Here is a 25,947-nt window from a genome sequence, read left to right as displayed (position 1 = left end):
TCGAACAACCACAACGCATCAGAACAACAGGAGACGTCAATGAAAATGAAGACCCTCGCACAGGCGTGTCTCGCGCTCGCGACTGCCGCGTTCACCGCCGGCGCCGCACACGCGGCGGATACCGTGAAGATCGGCTTCATCACCGACATGTCGGGGCTTTACGCGGATATCGACGGGCAGGGCGGCCTCGAGGCGATCCGCATGGCAGTGGCCGACTTCGGCGGCAAGGTGCTCGGCAAGCCGATCGAGGTCGTCTATGCCGATCACCAGAACAAGGCCGACATCGCCGCGTCGAAGGCGCGCGAATGGATGGACCGCGGCGGCCTCGACCTGCTGGTCGGCGGCACGAACTCCGCCACCGCGCTGTCGATGAACCAGGTCGCGGCCGAGAAGAAGAAGGTCTACATCAACATCGGCGCGGGCGCCGACACGCTGACCAACGAGCAGTGCACGCCGTACACGGTCCACTACGCGTACGACACGATGGCGCTCGCGAAGGGCACCGGTTCGGCGGTGGTGAAGCAAGGCGGCAAGTCGTGGTTCTTCCTGACGGCCGACTATGCGTTCGGCAAGGCGCTCGAGAAGAACACGTCGGATGTCGTGAAGGCGAACGGCGGCCAGGTGCTCGGCGCGGTGCGCCACCCGCTGTCGGCATCGGATTTCTCGTCGTTCCTGCTGCAGGCGCAAGCGTCGAAGGCGCAGATCCTCGGCCTCGCGAACGCGGGCGGCGACACGATCAACTCGATCAAGGCCGCGAAGGAGTTCGGCATCACGAAGACGATGAAGCTCGCCGCGCTGCTGATGTTCATCGACGACGTGCACAGCCTCGGCCTCGAGACGACGCAGGGCCTGGTGCTGACCGACAGCTGGTACTGGAACCGCGATGCGGCGTCGCGCCAGTGGGCGCAGCGCTACTTCGGCAAGATGAAGAAGATGCCGTCGAGCCTGCAGGCGGCCGACTACTCGTCGGTGACGACCTACCTGAAGGCGGTCCAGGCCGCCGGCACGACCGATTCCGACAAGGTGATGGCCGAGCTGAAGAAGATCAAGATCAACGACTTCTATGCAAAGGGCTATATCCGCACGGATGGCAGCATGATCCACGACATGTACCTGATGGAAGTGAAGAAGCCGGCGGAATCGAAGGAGCCGTGGGATTACTACAAGGTGCTCGCGACGATTCCGGGCGAGCAGGCGTTCGGGACCAAGCAGGAAACGCGCTGCGCGTTGTGGAAGTAGGCAGGGCGTAGCGGCGCGCGCGGGCGCGCCGCTCGGTGGCGGCCGCGGCGATGTGCCCGCTGCGCCGCCCGCGCACGCGCTGCATGAAGGTTGCGCGCGCAACGAAACTCATTCTGACGGCTAAGTCGATGGAAATCTTTGGCATTCCGTTGCCGGCGATGCTGAGCCAGTTGCTGCTCGGGCTCGTCAACGGCTCGTTCTACGCGATCCTGAGCCTTGGGCTCGCGGTGATCTTCGGGCTGCTCAACGTGATCAACTTCGCGCACGGCGCGCTGTTCATGCTGGGCGCGATGCTCGCGTGGATGGGCCTGTCGTATTTCGGGCTGCCGTACTGGGCGATGCTCGTGATCGCGCCCCTCGTCGTCGGCGCGTTCGGAATCCTGATCGAACGCTCGATGCTGCGCTGGCTGTACAAGCTCGATCACCTGTACGGGCTGCTGCTCACGTTCGGGCTCACGCTGGTCGTCGAAGGCGTGTTCCGGTCGATCTACGGCTCGTCCGGCCAGCCGTACGACGTGCCGTCGCAGCTGTCCGGCGCCACCAACCTCGGCTTCATGTTCCTGCCGAACTACCGCGCGTGGGTGGTGGTCGCGTCGCTCGCGGTGTGTCTCGCGACGTGGTTCGTGATCGAGAAGACGCGCTTGGGCGCGTACCTGCGGGCGGGCACCGAGAACCCGAAGCTCGTCGAGGCGTTCGGCGTCAACGTGCCGATGATGATCACGCTCACCTACGGCTTCGGCGTCGCGCTCGCCGCGTTCGCGGGCGTGCTGGCCGCGCCGGTGATCCAGGTGTCGCCGCTGATGGGTCAGCCGATGATCATCACCGTGTTCGCGGTGGTCGTGATCGGCGGGATGGGCTCGATCCTCGGCTCGATCGTCACGGGCCTGCTGCTCGGCGTGATCGAGGGCTTCACGCGCGTGTTCTACCCCGAAGCGTCGGCCACGGTCGTGTTCGTGATCATGGCGATCGTGCTGCTGTTCCGCCCGGCGGGCCTCTTCGGCAAGGAAAAATGATGCAGAGAAAAGTGCTCTACGGCGTGCTGCTCGCCGCACTGCTCGCCGCGCCGTTCATCGGCGCGTATCCGGTGTTCGTGATGAAGGTGCTCACGTTCGCGCTGTTCGCGGCCGCGTTCAACCTGCTGATCGGCTATACCGGGCTGCTGTCCTTCGGCCATGCGATGTTCCTCGCGACCGCCGGCTATGCGACCGGTTATTCGATGCAGACGCTCGGTTTCACGCCGGAGCTCGGCGTGCTGGTCGGCACCGTTGCCGCGACGCTGCTCGGGCTCGTCGTCGGGCTGTTCGCGATCCGGCGGCAGGGCATCTACTTCGCGATGATCACGCTCGCGTTCGCGCAGATGGTCTACTTCATCTACCTGCAGGCGCCGTTCACGCACGGCGAGGACGGGCTGCAGGGCGTGCCGCGTGGCCATCTGTTCGGGCTGCTCGACCTGTCGAACGATGTCGCGCTGTACTACGTCGTGCTGGCCGTGGTGGTCGCCGCGTGCGCGTTCATCGTGCGGGTCGTGCATTCGCCGTTCGGCCAGGTGCTCGTCGCGATCAAGGAGAACGAAGCGCGCGCGATCTCGCTCGGCTACGACACCGACCGCTTCAAGCTGCTCGCGTTCATCCTGTCGGCGGGCATCGCGGGGCTGGCCGGCTCGCTGAAGGTGCTCGTGCTCGGCTTCGAGACGCTGTCGGACGCTTACTGGACGATGTCGGGTCTCGTCGTGCTGATGACGCTCGTCGGCGGGATGGGCACGTTGTTCGGGCCGCTGCTGGGCGCGGCGCTGATCGTCGCGCTGGAAGACCGGCTCGGCGACATCGGCGAATGGCTCGCGTCGACGACGGGCGTCGCGTGGTTCCATTCGCTCGGCGAATCGGCGACGATCGTCACTGGGCTGATCTTCATCGCATGCGTGCTCGCATTCCGGCGCGGCATCGTCGGTGAAATGGTCGCGCGGATCAAGCCGCTCAGGGCGTCCTGAATGCGGGCGGCGTGCGTTACCGGGCGTTGATGCGAAGCACCATCCGGCATGCTCCGGAAGGGCGTCGCAACGGGCTCGGGCCGGCGCCGCGCGGCAAGCTGGTGCCCCATTTTCGTGCGGCGATGCACCATAGGGGTAAATGCTAAGTTGCCGTGGTGCTTAAGCCTCTTTAAGATTCACTTTAGTTCTGATGCACCGCGAAACGAATTTGCAGGTGGAGAACGAGGAGACAATCGAGGCACAAAGTGCCCGGACCCCAAAGCGCTGTTGGACGGAATCCAACAGCGCTTTTTCATTTGCGTGCACGGATTTCCGCTGTTGGTGCATCGGCCTGCGCGGCGGCCGTATTCCGCGCTTGCGTTCGCACCGCGCTTCTTCCGCGCTTCGCGCGTCCTCCGTTTTCCCGTTTCCGTTTTCCCTCGAGTCGTTCGCAGACGATGCTCAGCCGTGCGCCGGCCGTTCGGGCTAACCCGGTTGGCGTGCGCAAAACGCGTCCGTTACACTCAGCTTTCGCCGACCGCGCGGTCGGGAAAATAGGTCGGCAGTTCTCCTACAAGCAGAATGCAGAAGAGGGAGTACGGTTGGATGAGCAGCGCAGGACGATGGATCGGGGCAGGAAGGGCGGCGGGTGCCGTTCGTTCGTCGTGGGGTTGGGCTGCTGTCGCCGCGGCCTTCCCGAGCCGTTTTGCGGCCTGTAGGCGCGTTCCGGCGTCATCGCCGGTCGTTGCGTGCGCATCCGTGTCGACATTCGCATCCGTATTCGCATGAGCAGCCGGTTTCCCGATCATGCGACGCGCGCGGATTTGGCCGCATCTGGCCGAATCGACGTGCCTTTCCTTGATCGTTGTGCATGCATCGATTGCGCACACGGTTATGCCTTTCTCCGCTTTCTTCATCCAGACGATACCGCCGCTGCGCATCGTGACGGTCGAACGACCGTTTCGACCGCCGGCCGGTGCGTCCGTGCGTGGTTCCGTCCGGGTGCCGTTGAAGACGAGGTGTTTCACGGGAAAACGAGCGTAGACGCGGTATGGCGAGATAGTTAATTTATTAACTTGTTTGGGGACCGGGAGCCGCCCGAGCGACCCGAGGCTTTTTCGAGCAGCGTTTGGAGACAACGTAAATGAAGATGAATCGATGGATGGAGGCCGTGCTCGCCGCGGGCCTCGTGTGCGCGGCGGCAACGGCGTCGGCGCAGGTGAAGATCGGCGTGACGCTGTCGGCCACCGGGCCGGCCGCGTCGCTCGGGATCCCGGAAAAGAACACGATCGCGCTGCTGCCGAAGGAAATCGCCGGCAAGAGCGTGCAGTACATCGTGCTCGACGACGCCTCCGACACGAGCCGCGCGGTGCAGAACGTGCGCAAGCTGATCGATGAAGATCACGTCGACGCGATCATCGGCTCATCCGTCACGCCGAACTCGCTGGCAATGCTCGACCCCGTGTCGCAGGGCAAGACGCCGACGATCTCGCTCGCGGCGAGTGCCCAGATCATCTCGCCGATGGACGCCAAACGCGCATGGATGTTCAAGGTGCCGCAGAACGACCAGCTGATGGCCGACGCGATCGCCGGCTACATGGCGAAGCACGGCGTGAAGACGGTCGGCTTCATCGGCTTTGCGGACGCGTACGGCGACAGCTGGTACAAGACGTTCGATGCGGCGGCCGCGAAGAACGGGCTGAAGCTGGTGTCGAACGAGCGCTACAACCGCACCGACGCGTCGGTGATGGGGCAGGTGCTGAAGCTGATGGGCTCGAATCCCGATGCGGTGCTGATCGCCGGCTCGGGCACGCCGGCGGCGCTGCCGGCGAAGACGCTGAAGGAGCGCGGCTACAAGGGCAAGGTGTACCAGACGCACGGCGTCGCGAACAACGACTTCCTGCGCGTGTGCGGCAAGGATTGCGAAGGCGAGATCCTGCCCGCCGGCCCGGTGCTCGTGACCGACCAGCTGCCCGATTCGAACCCGGTGAAGAAGCCGGCGCTCGGCTACAAGGCCGCGTACGAGAAGGCGTACGGCGCGGGCTCGCTGGCGACGTTCGGCGGCCATGCGTGGGATGCGGGGCTGCTGCTGCAGCGTGCGATTCCGGAGGCGCTGAAGAAGGGCCAGCCGGGCACCGAGGCGTTCCGCGAGGCGCTGCGCGCGTCGATCGAGAACGTGAAGGACCTGCCCGTGTCGCACGGCGTGATCAACATGACGCCGACCGACCACAACGGCTTCGACACGCGTGCGCGCGTGATGGTGCAGATCGTCGACGGCAAGTGGAAGCTGCAGGCCGAGTAAGCATCACGTGAAACCGGCGTGCGCGGCGCGACTGGCGCCGTGCATGCCGTCGGCAGGGCGCCGGGCCCGACGGGCCGCGACCATGCCCATGTCGTGTGGAACCGCAGGGGCTCGCTGCGTGGCGCCCGACGCGCCGATCTTGCGGCCCGTGCGCCCCGGCCGTTCCTGTCTTTCGTTTCTCCGCAGCATTCTCGATACACGAAACGTATGGATCTCTCGATTGCAGCGATCCTCGCGCAAGACGGCATCACGACCGGCGCCATATATGCATTGCTGTCGCTGGCGCTCGTGCTGGTGTTTTCCGTCACGCGGGTGATCTTCATTCCCCAGGGCGAATTCGTCGCCTACGGTGCGCTGACGCTTGCCGCGTTGCAGGCGCAGAAATTTCCCGCCACCTGCTGGCTGCTGTTCGTGATGGGCATCGCGTGCTTCCTGCTCGAAGTCGGCGGCCTGATCCGGCATCGCGAACGGCGCCATCAGCTCGGCCGCACGCTCGCGACACTCGGCAGCCGCTACATCCTGCTGCCGCTCGCGGTGTTCGCGATCACGCGCAGCTTCGCCGTGCAGCCGCTGCCGATGCTCGCGCAGATCGCACTGACGCTCGCGATCGTCGTGCCGATGGGGCCGTTCGTCTACCGGCTCGTCTACCAGCCGATCGCCGAAGGCACGACGCTGCTGCTGCTGATCGTATCGGTCGCCGTCCACTTCGCGATGGTCGGCCTCGGGCTCGTGATGTTCGGCGCGGAAGGCTCGCGTACCAACGGCTTCTCGGATGCGTCGCTGTCGATCGGCAGCATGACGGTATCCGTGCAGAGCATCCTGGTCGTCGTGACGGCGCTCGTGCTGATCGGCGCGCTCTACGTGTACTTCGGCCGCACGATCGCCGGCAAGGCGCTGCGCGCGACGTCGGTGAACCGGCTCGGCGCGCGGCTCGTCGGCATCGGCACGACCGAGGCCGGGCGGCTCGCGTTCACGTTCGCGGCGGGGCTCGGCGTGCTGTCCGGGATCCTCGTCGGCCCGCTGACGACGATCTACTACGACTCGGGCTTCCTGATCGGCCTGAAGGGTTTCGTCGGCGCGATCATCGGCGGGCTCGTCAGCTATCCGCTCGCGGCCGCCGGCTCGCTGCTCGTCGGCGTGCTCGAATCGTATTCGTCGTTCTGGGCGAGCGCGTACAAGGAGGTGATCGTGTTCACGCTGATCATTCCGGTGCTGTTGTGGCGGAGCTTCGCCACGCCGCACGCGGAAGAGGAAGAGGAGTGACACGATGAAGACGATGGTACGCAACAAGACCTTCTGGGTGTTTCTCGTGGTGCTGTTCGCGCTGCCGGTGCTGCCCGGCGCGCTGCAGGTACCCGAATACTGGATCACGCTGCTGAACTACATCGGCCTCTACGCGATCGTCGCGATCGGGCTCGTGCTGCTCACGGGCGTCGGCGGGATGACGAGCTTCGGGCAGGCCGCGTTCGTCGGCATCGGCGCCTACGCGACCGCGCTCCTGACGACGCGCTACGGCGTGTCACCGTGGCTCGCGCTGATCGTCGGTGTCGTGCTGACGGCGCTCGTCGCGCTCGTGCTTGGCGCGGTGACGATGCGGCTGTCCGGCCACTTCCTGCCGCTCGGCACGATCGCGTGGGGCCTCGCGCTGTTCTACCTGTTCGGCAACCTCGAACTGCTCGGCAAGTACGACGGGATCAACGGGATTCCGGCGCTGAACCTGTTCGGCATCACGCTCGACAGCGGCCGCAGCCTGTATTTCCTGATCTGGGCCGTCGTGCTGGCCGCGATCGTGTCGGTGCAGAACCTGCTGAACAGCCGCCCGGGCCGCGCGATCCGTGCGCTGCGCGGCGGCGGCGTGATGGCCGAGGCGATGGGCGTGAACACCGCGTGGATGCGCGTCGTGATCTTCGTCTATGCGGCCGTTCTCGCGGCCATCTCGGGCTTCCTGTACGCCCACCTGCAGCGTGCGGTGAACCCGACACCGTTCGGGCTGAACCACGGGATCGAGTTCCTGTTCATGGCCGTGGTCGGCGGCGTGTCGCACGTGTGGGGCGCCGTGCTCGGCGCGGCGATCCTGACCGTGCTGCAGGACTACCTGCAGACGCTGCTGCCGAAGCTGCTCGGCTCTGAAGGCAACTTCGAGATCATCGTGTTCGGCGTGCTGATGGTGCTGCTGCTGCAGTACGCCCGCCAGGGCGTGTGGCCGTTCGTCGCCAGGCTGTTCCCGCGCGGGCCGCGTGCGCATGTGCCCGAGCACGCCGACCCGTTGCCGCAACGCGCGAAGCCCGCGGCCGGCGAGCCGCTGCTCGTCGTCGACAACGCGCGCAAGCAGTTCGGCGGCCTCGTGGCCGTCAACGACGTCAGCTTCGACGTGAAAGCGGGGCAGATCATCGGGCTGATCGGCCCGAACGGCGCCGGCAAGTCGACCACGTTCAACCTTGTGACGGGCGTGCTGAAGCCGACGGGCGGCACGATCACGTTCCGTGGCGAGCGCATCGACGGGCTCACATCGCGCCAGATCGTCCGCCGCGGCATCGGCCGGACGTTCCAGCACGTGAAGCTGTTGCCGGCGATGACGGTGCTCGAGAACGTCGCGATCGGCGCGCACCTGCGCGGCCATACGGGCGTGTGGCGCAGCGTCGCGCGGCTCAATGCCCACGAGGAAGCGCAGTTGCTGGCCGAGGCAGCCCAGCAGATCCGCCGCGTCGGGCTCGAAAAGCACATGTACGACGAAGCGGGCAGCCTCGCGCTGGGCCAGCAGCGGATTCTCGAAATCGCACGAGCGCTGTGCTGCGACCCGACGCTGCTGCTGCTCGACGAGCCGGCCGCCGGGCTGCGTTACCAGGAGAAGCAGCAACTCGCCGACCTGCTGCGGCGGCTGAAGGCGGAAGGCATGAGCGTGTTGCTTGTGGAGCACGACATGGATTTCGTGATGAATCTCACCGACCGGCTGGTGGTGATGGAATTCGGCACGCGGATCGCGGAAGGGCTGCCGCTGGACGTGCAGCAGGATCCGGCGGTGCTCGAAGCGTATCTGGGCGGGGTGGAGTGATGACGGACACGACGATGCCGATTCTCGACGTGCGCGGGCTGGCGGTCCGGTACGGGAAGGTGGAAGCGCTGCACGGCGCGGCGATCAAGGTTGGTGCGGGACAGATCGTCAGCGTGATCGGGCCGAACGGGGCCGGCAAATCGACGCTGCTGAACGCGATCATGGGCGCGCTGCCGGTGACCGGACATGCGTCGGGCGCGGTCGTGTATCGCGGTCACGATGTGGGGGCATTGCCGGTCGAGCAGCGCGTCGCACGCGGGATGTGTCTCGTGCCGGAAAAGCGTGAGCTGTTCAGCACGATGACGGTCGAAGACAACCTCGTGCTGGGCGCGTATCGGCGCAAGCTGGCGGGTGAAGCGAACTTCCTCGACCAGCTCGATCACGTGTTCGCGCTGTTTCCGCGCCTGAAGGAGCGGCGCAAGCAGGCGGCCGGCACGCTGTCCGGCGGCGAGCGGCAGATGCTCGCGGTTGGCCGCGCGCTGATGGGCAAGCCCGACCTGCTGATGCTTGACGAGCCGAGCCTTGGGCTGGCGCCGCTGATCGTGAAGGAGATCTTTCATATCATCAGCGCGTTGCGCGGGACGGGCGTGGCGACGCTGCTGATCGAACAGAACGCGCGGGCGGCGCTGCAGATCTCCGACTACGGCTACGTGCTGGAGACGGGCGAGTTTGCGCTGGAAGGGGCGGCCGCGGAACTCGCGCAGAATCCACGCGTGATCGAAACCTACCTCGGGTTGGCGAAGAAAACGGCTTGATCGGAGGCTCGGTGGGTGGGAAACGGGCGGCGTGTTTCACGTGAAACACGCCGTTTTTGTCTTGGGGTCGAGGTCTGACTCCCATGCATCGGCGGTTAACAACTAGGGGATAAGTACCGGAGGAACAATCAAAAGTGCTGTGCAGCGGCGGTGGGGGAGATATTTACCGTGCAGATGGCAATCCGGTTTGTCGATCGGAGTTGGCTGCCACTCGTTCCACAGAATGATGATGTGCCGGGTCACAGGGGATAAGTGTCGAGCGTTCCGACGGAAATTCTGTGAGGAAGGGGGCACAGGGTGTTTCGCCTGGGTGTCGGGCGGGACACAGGCCTCGAACGGGTTATATGTTCCACGTGAAATTTCTCGACACATGGATCCCTGCACAGGCGTAACGATGTGTGCCGGGCGGGCCGGATTATTCGCAGGCATGGGCGCGGAACCACAGATTCATCGGCCCAACGCCGAAAAATCGCCGAAATGCACAGACCCTACCATTCGGACGGCATTCGGGTGAAAAGCGAACCCGCTATAATTCGCCCCATACATTTCTCTGATAGGTTCGTGCGCAGCCCTGCGTGCGAAATCCACCATGCTTTTTCCCACAGAATTTGACGTCATCGTCGTCGGTGGCGGTCATGCCGGCACCGAAGCCGCGCTGGCGTCCGCCCGCATGGGCGCAAAGACACTGCTGCTGACCCACAACATCGAAACGCTTGGGCAGATGAGTTGCAATCCGTCGATCGGCGGTATTGGCAAGGGCCATCTGGTCAAGGAAGTCGATGCGCTGGGCGGCGCAATGGCAGCCGCGACGGACGAGAGCGGTATCCAGTTCCGGATCCTCAATTCGTCGAAGGGTCCGGCTGTGCGCGCGACGCGTGCGCAGGCCGACCGTATCCTGTACAAGGCCGCGATCCGCCACCGGCTCGAGAACCAGCCGAACCTCTGGCTGTTCCAGCAGGCCGTCGACGACCTGATGGTCGAAGGCGACCGTGTGGTGGGCGCCGTCACGCAGATCGGCATTCGCTTCCGCGCCCGCGCGGTCGTGCTGACCGCCGGCACGTTCCTTGACGGCAAGATCCACGTCGGCCTGAACAACTACACGGGCGGCCGCGCGGGCGATCCGGCGGCCGTGTCGCTGTCGTCGCGCCTGAAGGAGCTGAAGCTGCCGCAGGGCCGCCTGAAGACCGGTACGCCGCCGCGTATCGATGGCCGCTCGATCGATTTCTCGCAGCTGACCGAACAGCCGGGCGACCTCGATCCGATCCCCGTCTTCTCGTTCCTGGGCCGCGCGGAGCAGCATCCGCAGCAGCTGCCGTGCTGGGTCACGCACACGAACGAGCGCACGCACGACATCATTCGCGGTGGTCTCGACCGTTCGCCTATGTATACAGGCGTGATCGAAGGCGTCGGGCCGCGCTATTGCCCGTCGATCGAGGACAAGATTCACCGGTTCGCGTCGAAGGAATCGCATCAGATCTTCCTGGAGCCGGAAGGGCTGACGACCAACGAGTTCTACCCGAACGGGATCTCGACGAGCCTGCCGTTCGATGTCCAGCTCGAGCTCGTGCATTCGATGCGCGGCCTCGAGAACGCGCATATCCTGCGCCCCGGCTACGCGATCGAGTACGACTACTTCGATCCGCGTGCGCTGAAGGCGTCGCTCGAGACGAAGGCGATCAACGGGCTGTTCTTTGCGGGTCAGATCAACGGGACGACCGGCTATGAAGAAGCGGCCGCGCAGGGTCTGTTGGCCGGCCTCAATGCGGGCCGCTACGTGCAGGAGAAGGACGCCTGGTGCCCGCGCCGTGACCAAGCCTACCTCGGCGTGCTGGTCGACGATCTCGTGACGCGTGGCGTGGCAGAGCCGTACCGGATGTTCACGAGCCGCGCCGAGTATCGCCTCAGCCTGCGTGAAGACAATGCCGACATGCGCCTGACCGAGATCGGCCGCGAACTTGGGCTCGTCGACGATGCGCGCTGGGACGCATTCAGCCGGAAGCGCGACGCTGTTTCACGTGAAACCGAACGCCTGAAGTCGACGTGGGTCACGCCGAAGACGTTGCCGGCGGAAGAGGCGACCGCGCTCCTCGGCAAGGCGATCGACCACGAATACAGCCTCGCCGAGCTGCTGCGCCGCCCGGGTATCAGCTACGACGGCGTGTGTGGGCTGAAGGGCGGCGAATGCGGCCCCGCAGAGCCGCTGGCCGACGATCCGGTGATGCTCGAGCAGATCAAGGAGCAGGTCGAGATCGGCATCAAGTATCAGGGCTATATCGAGCGCCAGGCCTCGGAGATCGAACGCAACGACGCGAACGAGAATACGCGCCTGCCGGACGGTATCGATTACCGCGAAGTCCGCGGCCTGTCGTTCGAGGTGAGCCAGAAGCTCAACGAGTTCCGGCCGGAGACGATCGGGCAGGCATCGCGCATCTCGGGTGTCACGCCGGCAGCGATCTCGCTGCTGATGGTGCACCTAAAGCGCCGCGGCCTCGGGCGCCGTAATGGCACTGCCGCAGAGGCAACGGAGCAGGGGGACGGCGCCGTCCCGACGCAACAATGACGGCGCGTCGCGCGCCGGCGGTTAATCGGGACGTATTGGAGCAGATGCTCGTCGAAGGCACGACGGCGCTCGACCTCACCCTGACGGATGCACAACTCAACCAGCTGCTCGACTACGTCGCGCTGCTCGGCAAGTGGAACGCGGTCTACAACCTGACCGCGATCCGCGACCCGAAGCAGATGCTGATCCAGCACATCCTCGATTCGCTTTCCATCGTCCCGCATCTGCGCGGCCGTGCATCGGCCCGCGTGCTCGACGTCGGTTCGGGCGGCGGGTTGCCCGGTATCGTGCTGGCGATCGTCGAGCCGGATTGGCAGGTCACGCTGAACGATATCGTGCAGAAGAAGTCTGCCTTCCAGACTCAGATGCGCGCGGAGCTGAAGCTCGCGAACCTGTCGGTGGTCACTGGCCGGGTCGAATCGCTGCAGCCGGGTGTCGAAGTGCCGGAAAAATTCGACATGATCGTATCCCGCGCTTTCGCGGATCTATCCGACTTCGTTAAACTTGCTCGACATCTGGTCGCGCCGGGCGGATCGATCTGGGCGATGAAGGGCGTCCATCCGGACGACGAGATTGCGCGATTGCCGGAAGGCAGCCGCGTGAAGCAGACGATACGGCTGGCGGTGCCGATGCTCGATGCCGAACGGCATCTGATCGAAGTGGCCGTCGACGAGGCGAATTGAAGGGCAGGCGCGCAGTAGCGCGCCGTTTGTTTGAAGGTAAAGGGAACACACCAACGATGGCAAAGATCTTCTGCGTTGCGAACCAGAAGGGGGGCGTCGGCAAGACGACGACATCGGTCAATCTCGCCGCAAGCCTTGCAGCGCAGGAGCAACGAGTCCTGCTGATCGATCTCGACCCGCAGGGTAATGCGACGATGGGCAGTGGGATCGACAAGGCTGCTTGCGAAGCGACCGTGTACGAGGTGCTGGTCGACGGCGTATCGGTGACCGACGCGCGCATCCGTCCGGACGGCGTCACCTACGACGTGCTGCCCGCGAATCGCGAGCTGTCCGGTGCCGAGATCGAACTGATCAGCATCGACAACCGGGAGCGCCGGCTGAAGGCTGCGCTCGAGCGCGTGTCCGACGACTACGATTTCGTGCTGATCGATTGTCCGCCGACGCTGTCGCTGCTGACGCTGAACGGGCTGTGCGCGGCGCACGGCGTCGTGATTCCGATGCAGTGCGAGTACTTCGCACTGGAAGGGTTGTCGGACCTCGTCAACACGATCAAGCAGGTCCACGCGAACATGAATCGCGACCTGAAGATCATCGGCTTGCTGCGCGTGATGTTCGATCCGCGTATCACGCTGCAGCAGCAAGTTTCCGATCAACTGAAAGCGCACTTCGGCGACAAGGTGTTCGACGCGGTGATTCCGCGTAACGTGCGCCTGGCGGAAGCGCCGAGTTACGGGCTGCCGGGCGTCGTGTTCGACCGCAGCTCGCGTGGTGCGCAAGCGTATCTCCAGTTCGGTGCCGAGATGATCGACCGCGTTCGCGCGTTCGAGGTGTCGTGATCCGGACATGAGCGAAGCGAGGAAGAAAGACATGAACGCGGTACCAAAGAAGAAGGGCTTGGGACGTGGCCTCGAAGCGCTGCTCGGCGGCAGTGCCGATATCACCGAAGCGGTGAAGATCGAAGGGGCACCGAACACGCTCGCGCTCGGCAAGCTGCAGGCCGGCAAGTACCAGCCGCGTACGCGGATGGACGAAGGCAGCCTGCAGGAGCTCGCGGCAAGCATTCGCGCGCAGGGCGTGATGCAGCCGATCCTGGTACGGCCCATTTCATCAGACAAATACGAGATCATCGCGGGTGAGCGGCGTTTCCGTGCGGCGCGCCTGGCAGGTCTCGATGAAGTGCCGGTGCTCGTGAAGGACGTATCGGATCAGGCCGCCGCGGCGATGGCGCTGATCGAGAACATCCAGCGCGAGGATCTGAACCCGCTTGAAGAAGCGCACGGCATCCAGCGCCTGCTCGACGAGTTCGGTTTCACGCACGAACAGGCGGCCGAATCGGTCGGCCGTTCGCGCAGCGCGGTATCGAACCTGCTGCGCCTGCTGAACCTGGCTTCGCCGGTGCAGACGATGCTGCTGGCCGGTGATCTCGACATGGGGCACGCGCGCGCGCTGCTCGCTGTCGATGCGGCCACGCAGATCACGCTTGCCCATCAGGTCGTCAACAAGCGCATGTCGGTGCGCGAGACCGAGAAGCTCGTCACGCACACGACGAAGGAAGCGCCGGCGGTGAAGGCGCGCGCGAAGGACGATGGCGGTCGCGATACGCGCCGTCTCGAGGAGGAGTTGTCCGATCTGCTCGCGTCGACGGTGAAGATCAAGCTTGGCCGCCGCGGGCGAGGGCAGGTGACGATCGACTTCGGCAACCTCGACGCGCTCGAGGGCATTCTCGTGCGACTGCGCGGCAACGTCGCAACCGAAGAGTAAAGGGCGGCGCATGACGGAGACGGACGCACCGGCGCCGCGCCGGTGGTGGGGGTGGCTTGCGCAGGAGCCCGTGCTATCGGTGCTCGTGCTTGGCCTGATTGTGCTGCAATGGGTGCGTCCGCAACCATTTTCCGTATTGGCCGATCGCGTGGACTGGCAGACGGTCGCGACGCTCGCGGGCCTGCTGATGTTGACCAAGGCGCTCGAGTTGTCCGGCTGCCTGATGTGGCTCGCCCACCGCATCGTGCATCACGTGCATTCCGAACGCGGGCTCGCGATGCTGCTCGTCGGGTTCGCCGCGTTGCTGTCGATGTGGCTCACCAACGACGTCGCGCTGTTCGTCGTCGTGCCGCTGATGGTGTCGCTGCGTGCGCTGACGCCGCTGCCGTTCCGGCGGCTCGTGATCGTCGTCGCGCTGGCCGTCAACGCGGGGTCCGTCGCGACGCCGCTCGGCAATCCCCAGAATCTTTTCCTGTGGCAGTTGAGCGGCGTGTCGTTCGGCCGCTTCGTGGTCACGCTCGGGCCGCTCGCGATCGCGCTGATGGCGCTGCTGCTCGTGCTGACCGCGTGCGCGTTTCGCGCGAAACCGCTCGATCTGTCCGGCGACGTCGCCACCATTCCCGTACAACGCCTGCACGCGCTGATCGCGGCGGGGCTGTTCGCGGCCTTCGTGCTGCTCGCCGATGCACACCATCCGCTGCCGGGCCTGCTTGCCGTCGCGATCGTGCTGCTCGTCGTCAAACGTGACGCAGTCCTGAAGATCGACTGGCTGCTGCTGCTGATCTTCGTACTGATGTTCGTCGTGCTGCGCAGCGCGGCTGCGCTGCCCGTCATTCATGACGCGATTGCGCATGCGAATCTCGATTCACCGCTGCGCATCTTTGCGGCCGGTGCCGTGCTGTCGCAGGGCATCAGCAACGTGCCGGCCGCGATCCTGCTGTCGGAGTTCACGCATGACTGGCGCGCGCTCGCGTTCGGCGTATCGGTCGGCGGCTTTGGTTTCGCGATCGGCTCGCTGGCGAACCTGATCGCGGTGCGTCTCGCGAAGGAGCCGCGCATGTGGTTGCCGTTCCACCTGGTCTCGATTCCGTTCGCGCTCGTGAGCGCGGCACTCGGCGCGTGGCTGCTCGTTCACGGTTGAACGACGTGATGCGTGTGGCACAGGCGTGCCATTCGGGTGGTGGGGAGGGCGCACAGCATTCGCGCTGGTGCGGGCTGTTGATAAGTGCCGCAATCCACAGTCGATCGACTGTGGTGGCATGACAACTGATTGGATAATTCGTTGCGTCAGCATCAGTCCGGATTTCGCGTATCCGGCGCGGCCGGGTGACCACAGTGTTTCGTCTGTTCGGGGCTTCGTGCTGAACTCGAGCCCGGAACCGCGTCACAGCGTGGGCGCTGGGTGGTGATCGTGCCGCCCCGACGGCGCCCGCGCCGGGCATCGTTTCCTCGCTATTCCCTCGTCACCGGAATTTTTTCGAGCAAGAAATACCGGTGCAAAAAGGCGACCTTACAACTGTCATCGTACGTCGTCGAATCGCCCGTTTTTTCACATGATGAGGCGTCGTTTTACGCAGGTTTTTGTCGCGTCTAAAGCCTTGAATCACTTGCAACTATCGCTTACAATCGCCCGGATTTGTTAGCTAGGCACCCCTGAAAGCTTTCAGAAAGCTTGGGGCCGGGTTCAAGGATTTTGCGGAAGATTGCGATGGCGGGTCAGGCGCCGGACGACAGGCACGATGATCAGCGCACGCAACGCACCGCTTCAGCGGCCGGCGAGCGGCGCGAATTCGACGATGACTGGGATGCCGAGCAGCAAGATAACAACATCGTTCCGCTCACGCGGGCAGACGCCGAAAAGCTGTTCGGCCCGAACGTGAGCAAGCCCTCGCGCGTGACCCCCTATAAGGTGGTATTCGCGCAAGTGGTTCTGTCCCTGGTTGCAACGCTGGCGTGGTGGCTGTTTTCAAAGTCGCCGGGCGCCGCTGCGCAATCCGCGTTTCTGGGCGGAGCGATCGGCTGGGTGCCCAGTGCGGTATTCGTGGCACGACTGAAGGCAGGTGGCTCGGCCACCGTGATGAGCTGGGTGATGGGCGAAGCCCTGAAGCTCGCTCTGACGATCGGGATGTTCACTGCAGTGGCGTTCGGCTGGTCCGGCGTGCACTGGGTGCCGTTCCTCGTCACGTACCTCGTCGTGCTGAAGACGTACTGGATCGCGCTGGCGTGGCGGTAAGGAACAAGCAGCGTGCGGTTTCGACAACGAACCGCACCAGCCCGTTCCCGCAATAGCGTGTTGCGGAACGGGCAAAACGATTTTCGACAATTTGGGTGGCATTAACGATATGGCAGCTAGCGAAGGCACGCGCGGTCCGGATCCGTCCGAGTACATTGCGCACCACTTGCAGAATTTCTCCACCTCGCATCAGACGTCGATTTTCGACATCCACGTCTGGAATCTCGACACGCTGTTCTGGTCGATCGTTTGCGGCATCGTGACGATCCTCGTGCTGCGTCTGGCCGCCCGCAAGGCGACGTCGGGCGTGCCGGGCCGTTTCCAGTGCGCGATCGAGATGCTCGTCGAGATGGTCGAAGACCAATCGAAGGCCATCGTTCACGGCAATCGTACCTTCATCGCTCCGCTCGCGCTCACGGTGTTCGTGTGGGTCGCGCTGATGAACTCCCTCGACTTCCTCCCGGTCGACCTGCCGGGCCGCGTGATCGGCCTGCTCGGTCTGTCGGACGTGATTTCCCACCATCGCATCGTCCCGACGGCCGACCTGAACGGCACGCTCGGCATCGCGCTCGGCGTGTTCGTCCTGATGATCTACTACAGCATCAAGATCAAGGGCGCGGGCGGCTTTGTGCATGAGCTGCTGTCGGCACCGTTTGGCGCCCACCCGCTGCTGTGGATCCCGAACCTCGCGCTCAACATCGTCGAATATCTCGCGAAGACCGTCTCCCTCGGTATGCGGCTGTTCGGCAACATGTACGCGGGTGAGCTGTTGTTCCTGTTGATCGCCCTGCTCGGCAGCATGTGGAGCTTTGGTGGCGACGCAACGTTCCTCGGCTTCGTTGGTCATGTGATCGCGGGTAGCGTCTGGGCAATCTTCCACATCCTGATTGTTCTGTTGCAGGCATTCATTTTCATGATGCTGACGCTGGTGTATCTCGGCCAGGCGCACGACAAGCACTAAGCGCGGCGTGCAACAAAGAGTTTCCGTTTTAGTTTTTTAAATCTCAGTTCCAAGTCTTTTCACAAAGGAGTGATCATGCAAGCTTACATCGCCAACATCCAGGGTCTGACCGCCATCGGTATCGGCATCATCATCGGCCTGGGTGCAATCGGCGCCTGTATCGGTATCGCGCTGATGGGTGGTAAGTACATCGAAGCCTGCGCACGTCAGCCGGAACTCATCAACCCGCTGCAAACGAAGATGTTCCTGCTGGCTGGTCTGATCGACGCGGCATTCCTGATCGGCGTGGGTGTTGCAATGCTGTTCGCGTTCGCGAACCCGCTCCTGTCGAAGCTCGCAGGCTAAGGTTCCTCGGAAATATGCGTCCGGCGCAAGCCGGCGCAGGGCGGAACGGAGACTTGGGGCGCTGATCGAATGCAACTCGATGAGCGCCTTACCGTTTCATTTTTCCGGAATAGCAGATAAGGAAACACCGTGAATCTCAACGCAACTCTGTTTGCGCAAATGGTCGTGTTCCTGGTCCTCGCGTGGTTCACGATGAAATTCGTGTGGCCGCCGTTGATCAACGCCCTCGACGAACGTTCGAAGAAGATCGCCGACGGCCTCGCCGCCGCCGAGAAGGGCAAGGCAGAACTCGACGCAGCGCACAAGCGCGTGGACCAGGAACTCGCGCAGGCCCGCAATGACGGCCAGCAGCGCATCGCCGACGCTGAAAAGCGTGCCCAGGCGGTCGCCGAGGAAATCAAGGCCAACGCCCAGGCTGAAGCCGCCCGCATCATCGCCCAGGCGAAGGCGGAAGCAGAACAGCAAATCGTGAAGGCGCGCGAAGCGCTGCGTGGTGAAGTCGCTACGCTGGCCGTGAAGGGCGCCGAGCAGATCCTGAAGCGCGAAGTCGATCAAACGGCCCACGCCCAACTGCTGAATCAACTGAAAGCCGAGCTCTGATCATGGCCGAACTTGCAACCATCGCCCGCCCTTACGCAGAAGCGCTGTTCCGCGTGGCCGAGGGCGGTGACATCGCCGCCTGGTCCACGCTCGTGCAAGAGCTGGCCCAGGTTGCGCGTCTGCCGGAAGTCCTGTCGGTCGCGTCGAGCCCGAAGGTGACGCGCACGCAAGTAGCCGAGTTGCTGCTTGCTGCGGTGAAGTCGCCGCTCGGAGCTGGCGCCGAAGCGAAGAACTTCGTGCAGATGCTGGTCGACAATCATCGCATCGCGCTGCTGCCGGAAATCGCCGAGCAGTTCGAGGCGCTCAAGAACGAACGTGAAGGTGCAGCCGACGCCGAGATCGTGAGCGCGTTCCCGCTGAACGGCGCGGATCTCGAGAGTCTCGTCTCGGGCCTCGAACGCAAGTTCAAGCGCAAGCTGAAACCGACGGTCGCAGTCGATTCGTCGCTGATTGGCGGCGTGCGCGTGACGGTCGGCGACGAAGTGCTCGACACCTCGGTTCGCGCGCGCCTCGCATCGATGCAGGCTGCGTTGACCGCCTGAGCGCCACGCCGGCACGCAACAGAATTGACTATCAGGAGCGAATAATGCAACTCAATCCCTCTGAGATCAGCGAGCTGATCAAGAGCCGGATCCAGGGCCTTGAAGCGAGCGCAGACGTTCGCAACCAGGGCACCGTGATCTCCGTGACCGACGGTATCGTGCGTATCCACGGCCTGTCGGACGTGATGCAGGGCGAAATGCTCGAGTTTCCGGGCAACACGTTCGGCCTCGCGCTGAACCTCGAGCGCGACTCGGTCGGCGCGGTGATTCTTGGCGAATACGAACACATCTCGGAAGGCGACATCGTCAAGACGACGGGCCGCATTCTCGAAGTCCCGGTTGGTCCGGAACTCGTCGGCCGCGTGGTCGATGCGCTCGGCAACCCGATCGACGGCAAGGGCCCGGTCAACGCCAAGCTGACCGACGCGATCGAAAAGATCGCCCCGGGCGTGATCTGGCGTAAGTCGGTGTCGCAGCCGGTGCAGACGGGCATCAAGTCGATCGACGCAATGGTGCCGATCGGCCGTGGCCAGCGTGAGCTGATCATCGGCGACCGTCAGTGCGGCAAGACCGCGGTGGCGCTCGACGCGATCATCAACCAGAAGGGCAAGGACCTGATCTGTATCTACGTCGCGATCGGCCAGAAGGCTTCGTCGATCATGAACGTGGTTCGCAAGCTCGAAGAAACGGGCGCGATGGAATACACGATCGTCGTCGCCGCTTCGGCTTCGGATTCGGCAGCGATGCAGTACCTCGCACCGTACGCCGGCTGCACGATGGGCGAATACTTCCGCGATCGTGGCCAAGACGCGCTGATCATCTATGACGACTTGACCAAGCAAGCCTGGGCATACCGTCAGATCTCGCTGCTGCTGCGCCGCCCGCCGGGCCGTGAAGCGTACCCGGGCGACGTGTTCTATCTCCACTCGCGTCTGCTCGAGCGTGCTGCTCGCGTGTCGGAAGAGTACGTCGAGAAGTTCACGAACGGCGAAGTGAAGGGCAAGAGCGGCTCGCTGACGGCACTGCCGGTCATCGAAACGCAGGCTGGCGACGTGACCGCGTTCGTTCCGACGAACGTGATCTCGATTACCGACGGCCAGATCTTCCTGGAAACCGACCTGTTCAACGCAGGCATCCGCCCGGCAATCAACGCCGGCGTGTCGGTGTCGCGAGTCGGTGGCGCCGCTCAGACGAAGGTCGTGAAGAAGCTGTCGGGCGGTATCCGTACCGACCTCGCGCAGTATCGTGAACTGGCGGCATTCGCGCAGTTCGCATCGGACCTCGACGAAGCGACCCGCAAGCAGCTCGAGCGCGGCCGCCGCGTGACGGAACTGCTGAAGCAGCCGCAGTACCAGCCGCTGCAGGTGTGGGAACTGGCCGTGTCGCTGTACGCCGCAAACAACGGCTACCTCGACGACCTCGACGTCAAGCAAGTGCTGTCGTTCGAGAAGGGCCTGCGCGAAAACCTGAAGACCAGCCACGCTGACCTCATCAAGCGCATCGAAGACACCAAGGATCTCTCGAAGGACGACGAAGGCGCACTGCGCTCGGCGATCGAATCCTTCAAGAAGTCCGGTGCCTATTGATCCGCGAGTGACACACTGAGGCCGCGCGGGTGCTGATGCGCCCGCGCCGCTTCGGTCAAGGAGCAAGCTATGGCTGGAATGAAGGAAATTCGCGGCAAGATCAAGAGCGTGCAGAACACGCGCAAGATCACGAAGGCGATGGAAATGGTGGCCGCATCGAAGATGCGCCGCGCGCAGGAACGCATGCGCGCCGCTCGTCCGTATGCGGACAAGGTCCGTGCCATCGCCGCGCACATGAGCCGCGCGAACCCGGAGTACCGCCACCCGTTCATGGTGGCGAACGAAGGCGCGACGACGGCCGGCATCATCCTCGTCACGACGGACAAGGGGCTGTGCGGTGGTCTGAACACCAACGTGCTGCGTGCGACGGTGCAGAAGTTCAAGGAGCTGGAAGAGAAGGGCCAGAAGGTCGAAGCCACCGCGATCGGTAGCAAGGGCCTCGGGTTCCTGAACCGCTTCGGCGCGAAGGTGATGTCGCAGGTCGTGCACCTCGGCGACACCCCGCATCTGGACAAGCTGATCGGCGCCGTGAAGACGCAGCTCGACCTGTACTCGGAAGGCAAGCTGTCGGCGGTTTATATCGCTTACACGCGCTTCGTCAACACGATGAAGCAGGAAGCCGTGATCGAGCAGCTGCTGCCGCTGTCGTCGGAACACTTCGAAGCCGATGATGGTACGCCGGCCACGTCGTGGGACTACATCTACGAGCCGGACGCGCAGGCAGTCGTCGACGAACTGCTCGTGCGTTACGTCGAGGCGCTGGTGTACCAGGCCGTCGCGGAAAATATGGCGTCCGAGCAATCGGCGCGCATGGTCGCGATGAAGGCCGCGTCCGACAACGCGAAGACGGTGATCAGCGAACTGCAGCTCGTATACAACAAGAGCCGTCAGGCCGCGATCACGAAAGAACTGTCGGAGATCGTCGGCGGCGCAGCCGCTGTTTAAGCGCGCGCCCGGGACGACAACTGCGCCTTTGCGCGAGTAAAGAATCAGGTATTTAAAGGAAAAGCGATGAGTACTGCTGCTTTGGTAGAAGGCAAGATCGTACAGTGCATCGGCGCCGTTATCGACGTGGAATTCCCGCGCGACAGCATGCCGAAGATCTACGACGCGCTCATTCTCGATGGCTCGGAACTGACCCTCGAAGTCCAGCAGCAGCTGGGCGACGGCGTTGTCCGTACCATCTGTCTGGGTGCATCCGACGGCCTGCGCCGCGGCCTGACCGTGAAGAACACGGCAAAGCCGATCTCGGTGCCGGTCGGCAAGCCGACCCTCGGCCGAATCATGGACGTGCTTGGCCGTCCGATCGACGAAGCTGGCCCGATCGAAAGCGAAACGACGCGTTCGATCCACCAGAAGGCGCCGGCGTTCGACGAACTGTCGCCGTCGACCGAACTGCTCGAAACGGGTATCAAGGTCATCGACCTGATCTGCCCGTTCGCAAAGGGCGGCAAGGTTGGCCTGTTCGGCGGTGCTGGCGTGGGCAAGACCGTCAACATGATGGAGCTCATCAACAACATCGCGAAGGAACACGGCGGTTACTCCGTGTTCGCGGGCGTGGGCGAGCGTACCCGTGAAGGGAACGACTTCTACCACGAAATGAAGGACTCGAACGTTCTCGACAAGGTCGCGCTGGTGTACGGCCAGATGAACGAGCCGCCGGGCAACCGTCTGCGCGTCGCGCTGACCGGCCTGACGATGGCCGAGCACTTCCGTGACGAAGGCCTCGACGTGCTGTTCTTCGTCGACAACATCTACCGTTTCACGCTGGCCGGTACCGAAGTGTCGGCACTGCTCGGCCGTATGCCGTCGGCAGTGGGCTATCAGCCGACGCTGGCTGAAGAAATGGGCAAGCTGCAAGAGCGCATCACGTCGACCAAGAAGGGCTCGATTACGTCGGTCCAGGCCGTGTACGTCCCTGCGGATGACTTGACCGACCCGTCGCCGGCTACGACCTTCGGCCACCTGGACGCAACCGTCGTTCTGTCGCGTGACATCGCTTCGCTGGGTATCTACCCGGCGGTCGACCCGCTCGACTCGACGTCGCGCCAGATCGACCCGAACGTGATCGGTGAAGAGCACTACTCGATCACCCGTCGCGTTCAGCAGACGCTGCAGCGCTACAAGGAACTGCGCGACATCATCGCGATTCTGGGCATGGACGAACTGTCGCCGGAAGACAAGCTGTCGGTCGCGCGCGCGCGTAAGATCCAGCGTTTCCTGTCGCAGCCGTTCCACGTTGCTGAAGTGTTCACGGGCTCGCCGGGCAAGTACGTGCCGCTGAAGGAAACGATCCGCGGCTTCAAGATGATCGTCGACGGCGAGTGCGACCACCTGCCGGAACAGGCGTTCTACATGGTCGGCACGATCGACGAAGCCTTCGAAAAGGCCAAGAAGATCTCGTAAGGATCGGGTGTAACGCAGCGGGTGCCGTTGGCCGTTGATTCTCCTATAGCACTGGCGATAGGGGACACGGCACCCACGCACTATGCTCAATCCGCCGTGCATGGGATCGAAGTGGGCGTTTTAGCGCCCGCTCCGATCGACAGGAGTCGATATGGCAACCATCAAAGTAGACGTCGTCAGCGCGGAAGAGCAGATCTTCTCGGGCGAGGCGAAATTCGTCGCGCTGCCGGGCGAAACGGGTGAGCTGGGCATTCTGCCGGGCCACACGCCGCTGATCACGCGGATTCGTCCGGGTGCGGTGCGCATCGAAGTCGAGGGCGGCAACGACGAATTCGTGTTCGTCGCGGGCGGCATTCTCGAAGTGCAGCCGGGCGCCGTGACGGTGCTCGCCGATACCGCGATCCGCGGCAAGGACCTCGACGCGGCGAAAGCCGAGGAAGCACGCAAGCGTGCCGAGGAAACGCTGCAGAACGCGAAGTCGGATCTCGACCTCGCGAAGGCGCAATCCGAGCTCGCGACCGCGATGGCGCAGCTCGAGGCGATCCAGCGTCTGGCGAAGATTCGCAGCCGGCACTGAGCCGCGCCGCGTATCCCGCGAAAGAAAAGCAGCCTTCGGGCTGCTTTTTTTTCGTCCGTCGTGTTCGTCTGATTTTTTGCGGGCCGGATCATTCCGTCCGGTCGTGCTATTTCATCCGTTCGCCGTGATTTGCTGTCAGAGTATCGTCAGCCGCGCCCGTCATCATCCGGGTGGCGGCCGTTCGTCGCGAGTGCGCGGCGGAGGTGGGCGCAGGAAGCGCGCAGGCCGATCAGACAAAAAGGACGGAGACATTCATGGCAGCAGACCTTGGCGTGGGCGCGCTGATTGCGCCCGAAAACGGCTTGTCGTATGTGCGCGGCACGACCGATGTGCCGCTCTCCGAAGCGACGATTGGGCGATTCCTGCTCGACACGGCCGGGCGCTTTCCCGATCGTCCGGCCGTCGTGTTCCGCGAGCAGCGGGTGCGCTGGACCTGGCGCGAGTTCGCGAACGAGGTCGACGTGCTGGCCGCGGGCTTGGCCTCGCTCGGCATCGTGAAGGGCGATCGCGTCGGCATCTGGTCGCCGAACCGCAGCGAATGGCTGCTCACGCAGTTCGCCACCGCGCGGATCGGCGCGGTGCTCGTCAACATCAATCCGGCCTACCGGCTGTCGGAGCTCGAATACGCGCTCAACAAGGTCGGCTGCAAGGCCGTGATCGCCGCCGAGCGCTTCAAGACGTCTGCGTACGTCGAGATGCTGCAGACCATCGCGCCGGAGCTCGCGACCGCGACGCCGGGCGATCTCCATGCAGCGCGCGTGCCGAGCCTGCGCACGGTCGTGTCGATGGGCGACGTCGCGCCGGCCGGCATGTTCCGCTTCGCGGACCTGATGGGGCGCGGCCGTCAGGCCGTCGATTCCGCATTGCTCGATGCGATCGGCGCGACGCTCTCGGCCAGCGAGCCGATCAACATCCAGTTCACGAGCGGCACGACCGGCAGCCCGAAGGGCGCGACGCTCACGCACCGCAACGTCGTCAACAACGGGCGCTCGATCGCGACGGCGATGCGTTTCACCGAGCAGGACACGCTGTGCATCCCGGTGCCGCTGTATCACTGCTTCGGGATGGTGCTCGCGGTGCTCGCATGCGTGTCGAAGGGCGCGACGATGGTGTTCCCCGGCGAAGCGTTCGACCCGGTCGCGACGCTCGCGGCGGTGGCCGACGAGCGTTGCACCGCGCTGCACGGCGTGCCGACGATGTTCATCGCCGAGCTCGATCACCCCGAGTTCGCGAAATTCGACCTGTCGACGCTGCGCACCGGGATCATGGCCGGCTCGCCGTGCCCGATCGAGACGATGAAGCGCGTCGTGTCGCAGATGCACCTGTCGGAGATCACGATCGCGTACGGGATGACGGAAACGAGCCCCGTGTCGTTCCAGAGCTCGACCGACGATCCGCTCGAGAAGCGCACGACGACGGTCGGACGCATCCAGCCGCATCTGGAAGTGAAGATCGTCGATCCGAGCGGCGCCATCGTGCCGGTCGGCGTGACGGGCGAGCTGTGCACGAAGGGCTATTCGGTGATGCTCGGCTACTGGGACGACGACGCGAAGACGCGCGAGGTGCTGGTGGACGGCTGGATGCATACGGGCGACCTCGCGACGCTCGATGCGGACGGCTATTGCAACATCGTCGGCCGGCTGAAGGACATGGTGATTCGTGGCGGCGAGAACGTCTATCCGCGCGAGATCGAGGAATTCCTGTTTCGGCATCCGAAGATTCAGAGCGCGCAGGTATTCGGCGTGCCCGATGCGAAGTACGGCGAGGAGCTGTGCGCGTGGATCGTGCTGCGCGCGGACGAGCAGATGACGGAGGACGACGTGCGTGCGTTCTGCAACGGGCAGATCGCGCACTACAAGATCCCGCGCTACATTCGCTTCGTCGACGAGCTGCCGATGACGGTGACGGGCAAGGTGCAGAAGTTCGTGATGCGCGACCGGATGATCGAGGAACTGAAGCTCGACGTGCAGAAGACCGCGTAGCGCGGCATGAAGGCGGGAAAAACGCGGCGGCCTGCGGGCCGTTGCGTTTTCGATGGACGAAAAAAAGCGGGCTTATTAGCCCGCTAAAAACCACACGCTACGGGGTTAGCGCGAGGAGACCAAAGATGAAACCGAGTCCGGCGGGGGGCCGGAAACGACTCCAACAGGGATGCCCCTCGGAAGGGCTTCGGTACGTGACCGACTGGCTCGCAGCGCTTCGCGTCCGCTCACACTTGGCACACGAGACCGCATCCGTGTTGAAACCGTTGAGGCCATTGTGGGCGAATTAATGACCCGTCGCGGTAACAAAGTGTTTCAGGTTGTAACGCCCGCCAGATAAGGCTTTCCGGGATTTTTTGCTGTTTTTGAGGGCCTGAAAAAGGTCATTTTTACCCAT

23 protein-coding genes are annotated in these 25,947 nt (G+C 64.0%); 22 read left to right on the top strand and 1 reads right to left on the bottom strand.

What is annotated here, in order from left to right; genetic code table 11:
• The first annotated feature begins 39 nt into the window (after positions 1-39).
• The 3 genes from LGM89_RS35405 (at position 40) to LGM89_RS35395 (ending at position 3,226) form a co-directional block, all read left to right on the top strand.
• Complete coding sequence (locus LGM89_RS35405) at positions 40-1,239, top strand: ABC transporter substrate-binding protein (protein WP_089493806.1); 1,200 nt, start codon at positions 40-42, stop codon at positions 1,237-1,239.
• A gap of 128 nt (positions 1,240-1,367) precedes the next feature.
• Positions 1,368-2,252: a branched-chain amino acid ABC transporter permease gene (locus LGM89_RS35400; protein ID WP_011350508.1), complete on the top strand. Its 885-nt coding sequence runs from the start codon at positions 1,368-1,370 to the stop codon at positions 2,250-2,252.
• Positions 2,252-3,226, top strand: a complete 975-nt coding sequence (locus LGM89_RS35395; protein WP_039351467.1) for a branched-chain amino acid ABC transporter permease — start codon at positions 2,252-2,254, stop codon at positions 3,224-3,226. The genes LGM89_RS35400 and LGM89_RS35395 overlap by 1 nt, the downstream gene beginning before the upstream one ends.
• A 503-nt stretch (positions 3,227-3,729) precedes the next feature.
• Here LGM89_RS35395 and LGM89_RS35390 read toward each other — a convergent pair.
• The gene (locus tag LGM89_RS35390) at positions 3,730-4,233 is read right to left on the bottom strand and encodes a hypothetical protein (RefSeq protein WP_226275575.1); all 504 of its coding nucleotides are present in this window, start codon (positions 4,231-4,233) and stop codon (positions 3,730-3,732) included.
• A 116-nt stretch (positions 4,234-4,349) separates the two neighbouring features.
• Between LGM89_RS35390 and LGM89_RS35385 the strand changes: the two genes are divergently transcribed.
• From LGM89_RS35385 to LGM89_RS35295, 19 genes are all read left to right on the top strand, one after another.
• On the top strand, positions 4,350-5,507 hold the full coding sequence (locus LGM89_RS35385; protein WP_089493810.1) for an ABC transporter substrate-binding protein: 1,158 nt from the start codon (positions 4,350-4,352) through the stop codon (positions 5,505-5,507).
• Positions 5,508-5,714: 207 nt separating this feature from the next.
• On the top strand, positions 5,715-6,770 hold the full coding sequence (locus tag LGM89_RS35380; protein WP_089424144.1) for a branched-chain amino acid ABC transporter permease: 1,056 nt from the start codon (positions 5,715-5,717) through the stop codon (positions 6,768-6,770).
• 4 nt (positions 6,771-6,774) lie between these two features.
• Positions 6,775-8,559 (top strand): ABC transporter permease subunit, encoded by a 1,785-nt coding sequence (locus LGM89_RS35375; RefSeq protein ID WP_226275573.1) that lies wholly within the window; start codon positions 6,775-6,777, stop codon positions 8,557-8,559.
• On the top strand, positions 8,559-9,314 hold the full coding sequence (locus LGM89_RS35370; RefSeq protein WP_175237702.1) for an ABC transporter ATP-binding protein: 756 nt from the start codon (positions 8,559-8,561) through the stop codon (positions 9,312-9,314). The genes LGM89_RS35375 and LGM89_RS35370 overlap by 1 nt, the downstream gene beginning before the upstream one ends.
• A gap of 589 nt (positions 9,315-9,903) precedes the next feature.
• Entirely contained in the window at positions 9,904-11,874 is a 1,971-nt protein-coding gene (gene mnmG / locus LGM89_RS35365) for a tRNA uridine-5-carboxymethylaminomethyl(34) synthesis enzyme MnmG (RefSeq protein ID WP_089483179.1), read from the top strand.
• The gene (gene rsmG / locus LGM89_RS35360) at positions 11,871-12,557 is read left to right on the top strand and encodes a 16S rRNA (guanine(527)-N(7))-methyltransferase RsmG (protein ID WP_089424148.1); all 687 of its coding nucleotides are present in this window, start codon (positions 11,871-11,873) and stop codon (positions 12,555-12,557) included. The genes mnmG and rsmG overlap by 4 nt, the downstream gene beginning before the upstream one ends.
• A 56-nt stretch (positions 12,558-12,613) precedes the next feature.
• Positions 12,614-13,393: a ParA family protein gene (locus LGM89_RS35355; RefSeq protein ID WP_089424149.1), complete on the top strand. Its 780-nt coding sequence runs from the start codon at positions 12,614-12,616 to the stop codon at positions 13,391-13,393.
• A 31-nt stretch (positions 13,394-13,424) separates the two neighbouring features.
• A complete protein-coding gene (locus LGM89_RS35350) occupies positions 13,425-14,318 on the top strand; it encodes a ParB/RepB/Spo0J family partition protein (protein WP_027788713.1) in 894 nt (297 codons plus the stop codon).
• A gap of 10 nt (positions 14,319-14,328) precedes the next feature.
• Positions 14,329-15,459 (top strand): SLC13 family permease, encoded by a 1,131-nt coding sequence (locus LGM89_RS35345; RefSeq protein ID WP_226275571.1) that lies wholly within the window; start codon positions 14,329-14,331, stop codon positions 15,457-15,459.
• Between the two features lie 567 nt (positions 15,460-16,026).
• Complete coding sequence (locus LGM89_RS35340; protein WP_089424151.1) at positions 16,027-16,551, top strand: ATP synthase subunit I; 525 nt, start codon at positions 16,027-16,029, stop codon at positions 16,549-16,551.
• A 109-nt stretch (positions 16,552-16,660) separates the two neighbouring features.
• Entirely contained in the window at positions 16,661-17,512 is an 852-nt protein-coding gene (gene atpB / locus LGM89_RS35335; RefSeq protein ID WP_011350522.1) for a F0F1 ATP synthase subunit A, read from the top strand.
• 75 nt (positions 17,513-17,587) lie between these two features.
• Complete coding sequence (gene atpE, locus LGM89_RS35330) at positions 17,588-17,857, top strand: F0F1 ATP synthase subunit C (protein WP_006482730.1); 270 nt, start codon at positions 17,588-17,590, stop codon at positions 17,855-17,857.
• A 129-nt stretch (positions 17,858-17,986) separates the two neighbouring features.
• Positions 17,987-18,457, top strand: coding sequence for a F0F1 ATP synthase subunit B (locus LGM89_RS35325; RefSeq protein ID WP_039351436.1), 471 nt, complete (start codon positions 17,987-17,989; stop codon positions 18,455-18,457).
• Positions 18,458-18,459: 2 nt separating this feature from the next.
• Positions 18,460-18,999: a F0F1 ATP synthase subunit delta gene (locus tag LGM89_RS35320; protein ID WP_011350524.1), complete on the top strand. Its 540-nt coding sequence runs from the start codon at positions 18,460-18,462 to the stop codon at positions 18,997-18,999.
• A gap of 44 nt (positions 19,000-19,043) precedes the next feature.
• The gene (gene atpA, locus LGM89_RS35315) at positions 19,044-20,585 is read left to right on the top strand and encodes a F0F1 ATP synthase subunit alpha (RefSeq protein ID WP_021160444.1); all 1,542 of its coding nucleotides are present in this window, start codon (positions 19,044-19,046) and stop codon (positions 20,583-20,585) included.
• A 69-nt stretch (positions 20,586-20,654) separates the two neighbouring features.
• Positions 20,655-21,530, top strand: a complete 876-nt coding sequence (gene atpG / locus LGM89_RS35310; protein WP_069246774.1) for a F0F1 ATP synthase subunit gamma — start codon at positions 20,655-20,657, stop codon at positions 21,528-21,530.
• A 66-nt stretch (positions 21,531-21,596) separates the two neighbouring features.
• Entirely contained in the window at positions 21,597-22,991 is a 1,395-nt protein-coding gene (gene atpD / locus LGM89_RS35305) for a F0F1 ATP synthase subunit beta (protein WP_011350527.1), read from the top strand.
• A gap of 151 nt (positions 22,992-23,142) precedes the next feature.
• Positions 23,143-23,568: a F0F1 ATP synthase subunit epsilon gene (locus LGM89_RS35300; RefSeq protein ID WP_006477288.1), complete on the top strand. Its 426-nt coding sequence runs from the start codon at positions 23,143-23,145 to the stop codon at positions 23,566-23,568.
• A 254-nt stretch (positions 23,569-23,822) separates the two neighbouring features.
• Positions 23,823-25,550 carry an AMP-binding protein gene (locus LGM89_RS35295; protein WP_226275570.1) on the top strand — a complete coding sequence of 576 codons (1,728 nt, stop codon included), beginning with the start codon at positions 23,823-23,825 and terminating at the stop codon, positions 25,548-25,550.
• Positions 25,551-25,947: the final 397 nt, after the last annotated feature.

The sequence above is a fragment of the Burkholderia sp. AU31624 genome (genome assembly GCF_020420065.1).
Taxonomy (GTDB): domain Bacteria; phylum Pseudomonadota; class Gammaproteobacteria; order Burkholderiales; family Burkholderiaceae; genus Burkholderia.
This window is presented reverse-complemented; position numbering and strand designations above follow the sequence as displayed.

Coding starts and splice junctions, on each gene's coding strand:
- LGM89_RS35405 (WP_089493806.1), top strand. CDS start 40: ATGAAAATGAAGACCCTCGCACAGGCGTGTCTCGCGCTCGCGACTGCC.
- LGM89_RS35400 (WP_011350508.1), top strand. CDS start 1,368: ATGGAAATCTTTGGCATTCCGTTGCCGGCGATGCTGAGCCAGTTGCTG.
- LGM89_RS35395 (WP_039351467.1), top strand. CDS start 2,252: ATGCAGAGAAAAGTGCTCTACGGCGTGCTGCTCGCCGCACTGCTCGCC.
- LGM89_RS35385 (WP_089493810.1), top strand. CDS start 4,350: ATGAAGATGAATCGATGGATGGAGGCCGTGCTCGCCGCGGGCCTCGTG.
- LGM89_RS35380 (WP_089424144.1), top strand. CDS start 5,715: ATGGATCTCTCGATTGCAGCGATCCTCGCGCAAGACGGCATCACGACC.
- LGM89_RS35375 (WP_226275573.1), top strand. CDS start 6,775: ATGAAGACGATGGTACGCAACAAGACCTTCTGGGTGTTTCTCGTGGTG.
- LGM89_RS35370 (WP_175237702.1), top strand. CDS start 8,559: ATGACGGACACGACGATGCCGATTCTCGACGTGCGCGGGCTGGCGGTC.
- mnmG (WP_089483179.1), top strand. CDS start 9,904: ATGCTTTTTCCCACAGAATTTGACGTCATCGTCGTCGGTGGCGGTCAT.
- rsmG (WP_089424148.1), top strand. CDS start 11,871: ATGACGGCGCGTCGCGCGCCGGCGGTTAATCGGGACGTATTGGAGCAG.
- LGM89_RS35355 (WP_089424149.1), top strand. CDS start 12,614: ATGGCAAAGATCTTCTGCGTTGCGAACCAGAAGGGGGGCGTCGGCAAG.
- LGM89_RS35350 (WP_027788713.1), top strand. CDS start 13,425: ATGAACGCGGTACCAAAGAAGAAGGGCTTGGGACGTGGCCTCGAAGCG.
- LGM89_RS35345 (WP_226275571.1), top strand. CDS start 14,329: ATGACGGAGACGGACGCACCGGCGCCGCGCCGGTGGTGGGGGTGGCTT.
- LGM89_RS35340 (WP_089424151.1), top strand. CDS start 16,027: ATGGCGGGTCAGGCGCCGGACGACAGGCACGATGATCAGCGCACGCAA.
- atpB (WP_011350522.1), top strand. CDS start 16,661: ATGGCAGCTAGCGAAGGCACGCGCGGTCCGGATCCGTCCGAGTACATT.
- atpE (WP_006482730.1), top strand. CDS start 17,588: ATGCAAGCTTACATCGCCAACATCCAGGGTCTGACCGCCATCGGTATC.
- LGM89_RS35320 (WP_011350524.1), top strand. CDS start 18,460: ATGGCCGAACTTGCAACCATCGCCCGCCCTTACGCAGAAGCGCTGTTC.
- atpA (WP_021160444.1), top strand. CDS start 19,044: ATGCAACTCAATCCCTCTGAGATCAGCGAGCTGATCAAGAGCCGGATC.
- atpG (WP_069246774.1), top strand. CDS start 20,655: ATGGCTGGAATGAAGGAAATTCGCGGCAAGATCAAGAGCGTGCAGAAC.
- atpD (WP_011350527.1), top strand. CDS start 21,597: ATGAGTACTGCTGCTTTGGTAGAAGGCAAGATCGTACAGTGCATCGGC.
- LGM89_RS35300 (WP_006477288.1), top strand. CDS start 23,143: ATGGCAACCATCAAAGTAGACGTCGTCAGCGCGGAAGAGCAGATCTTC.
- LGM89_RS35295 (WP_226275570.1), top strand. CDS start 23,823: ATGGCAGCAGACCTTGGCGTGGGCGCGCTGATTGCGCCCGAAAACGGC.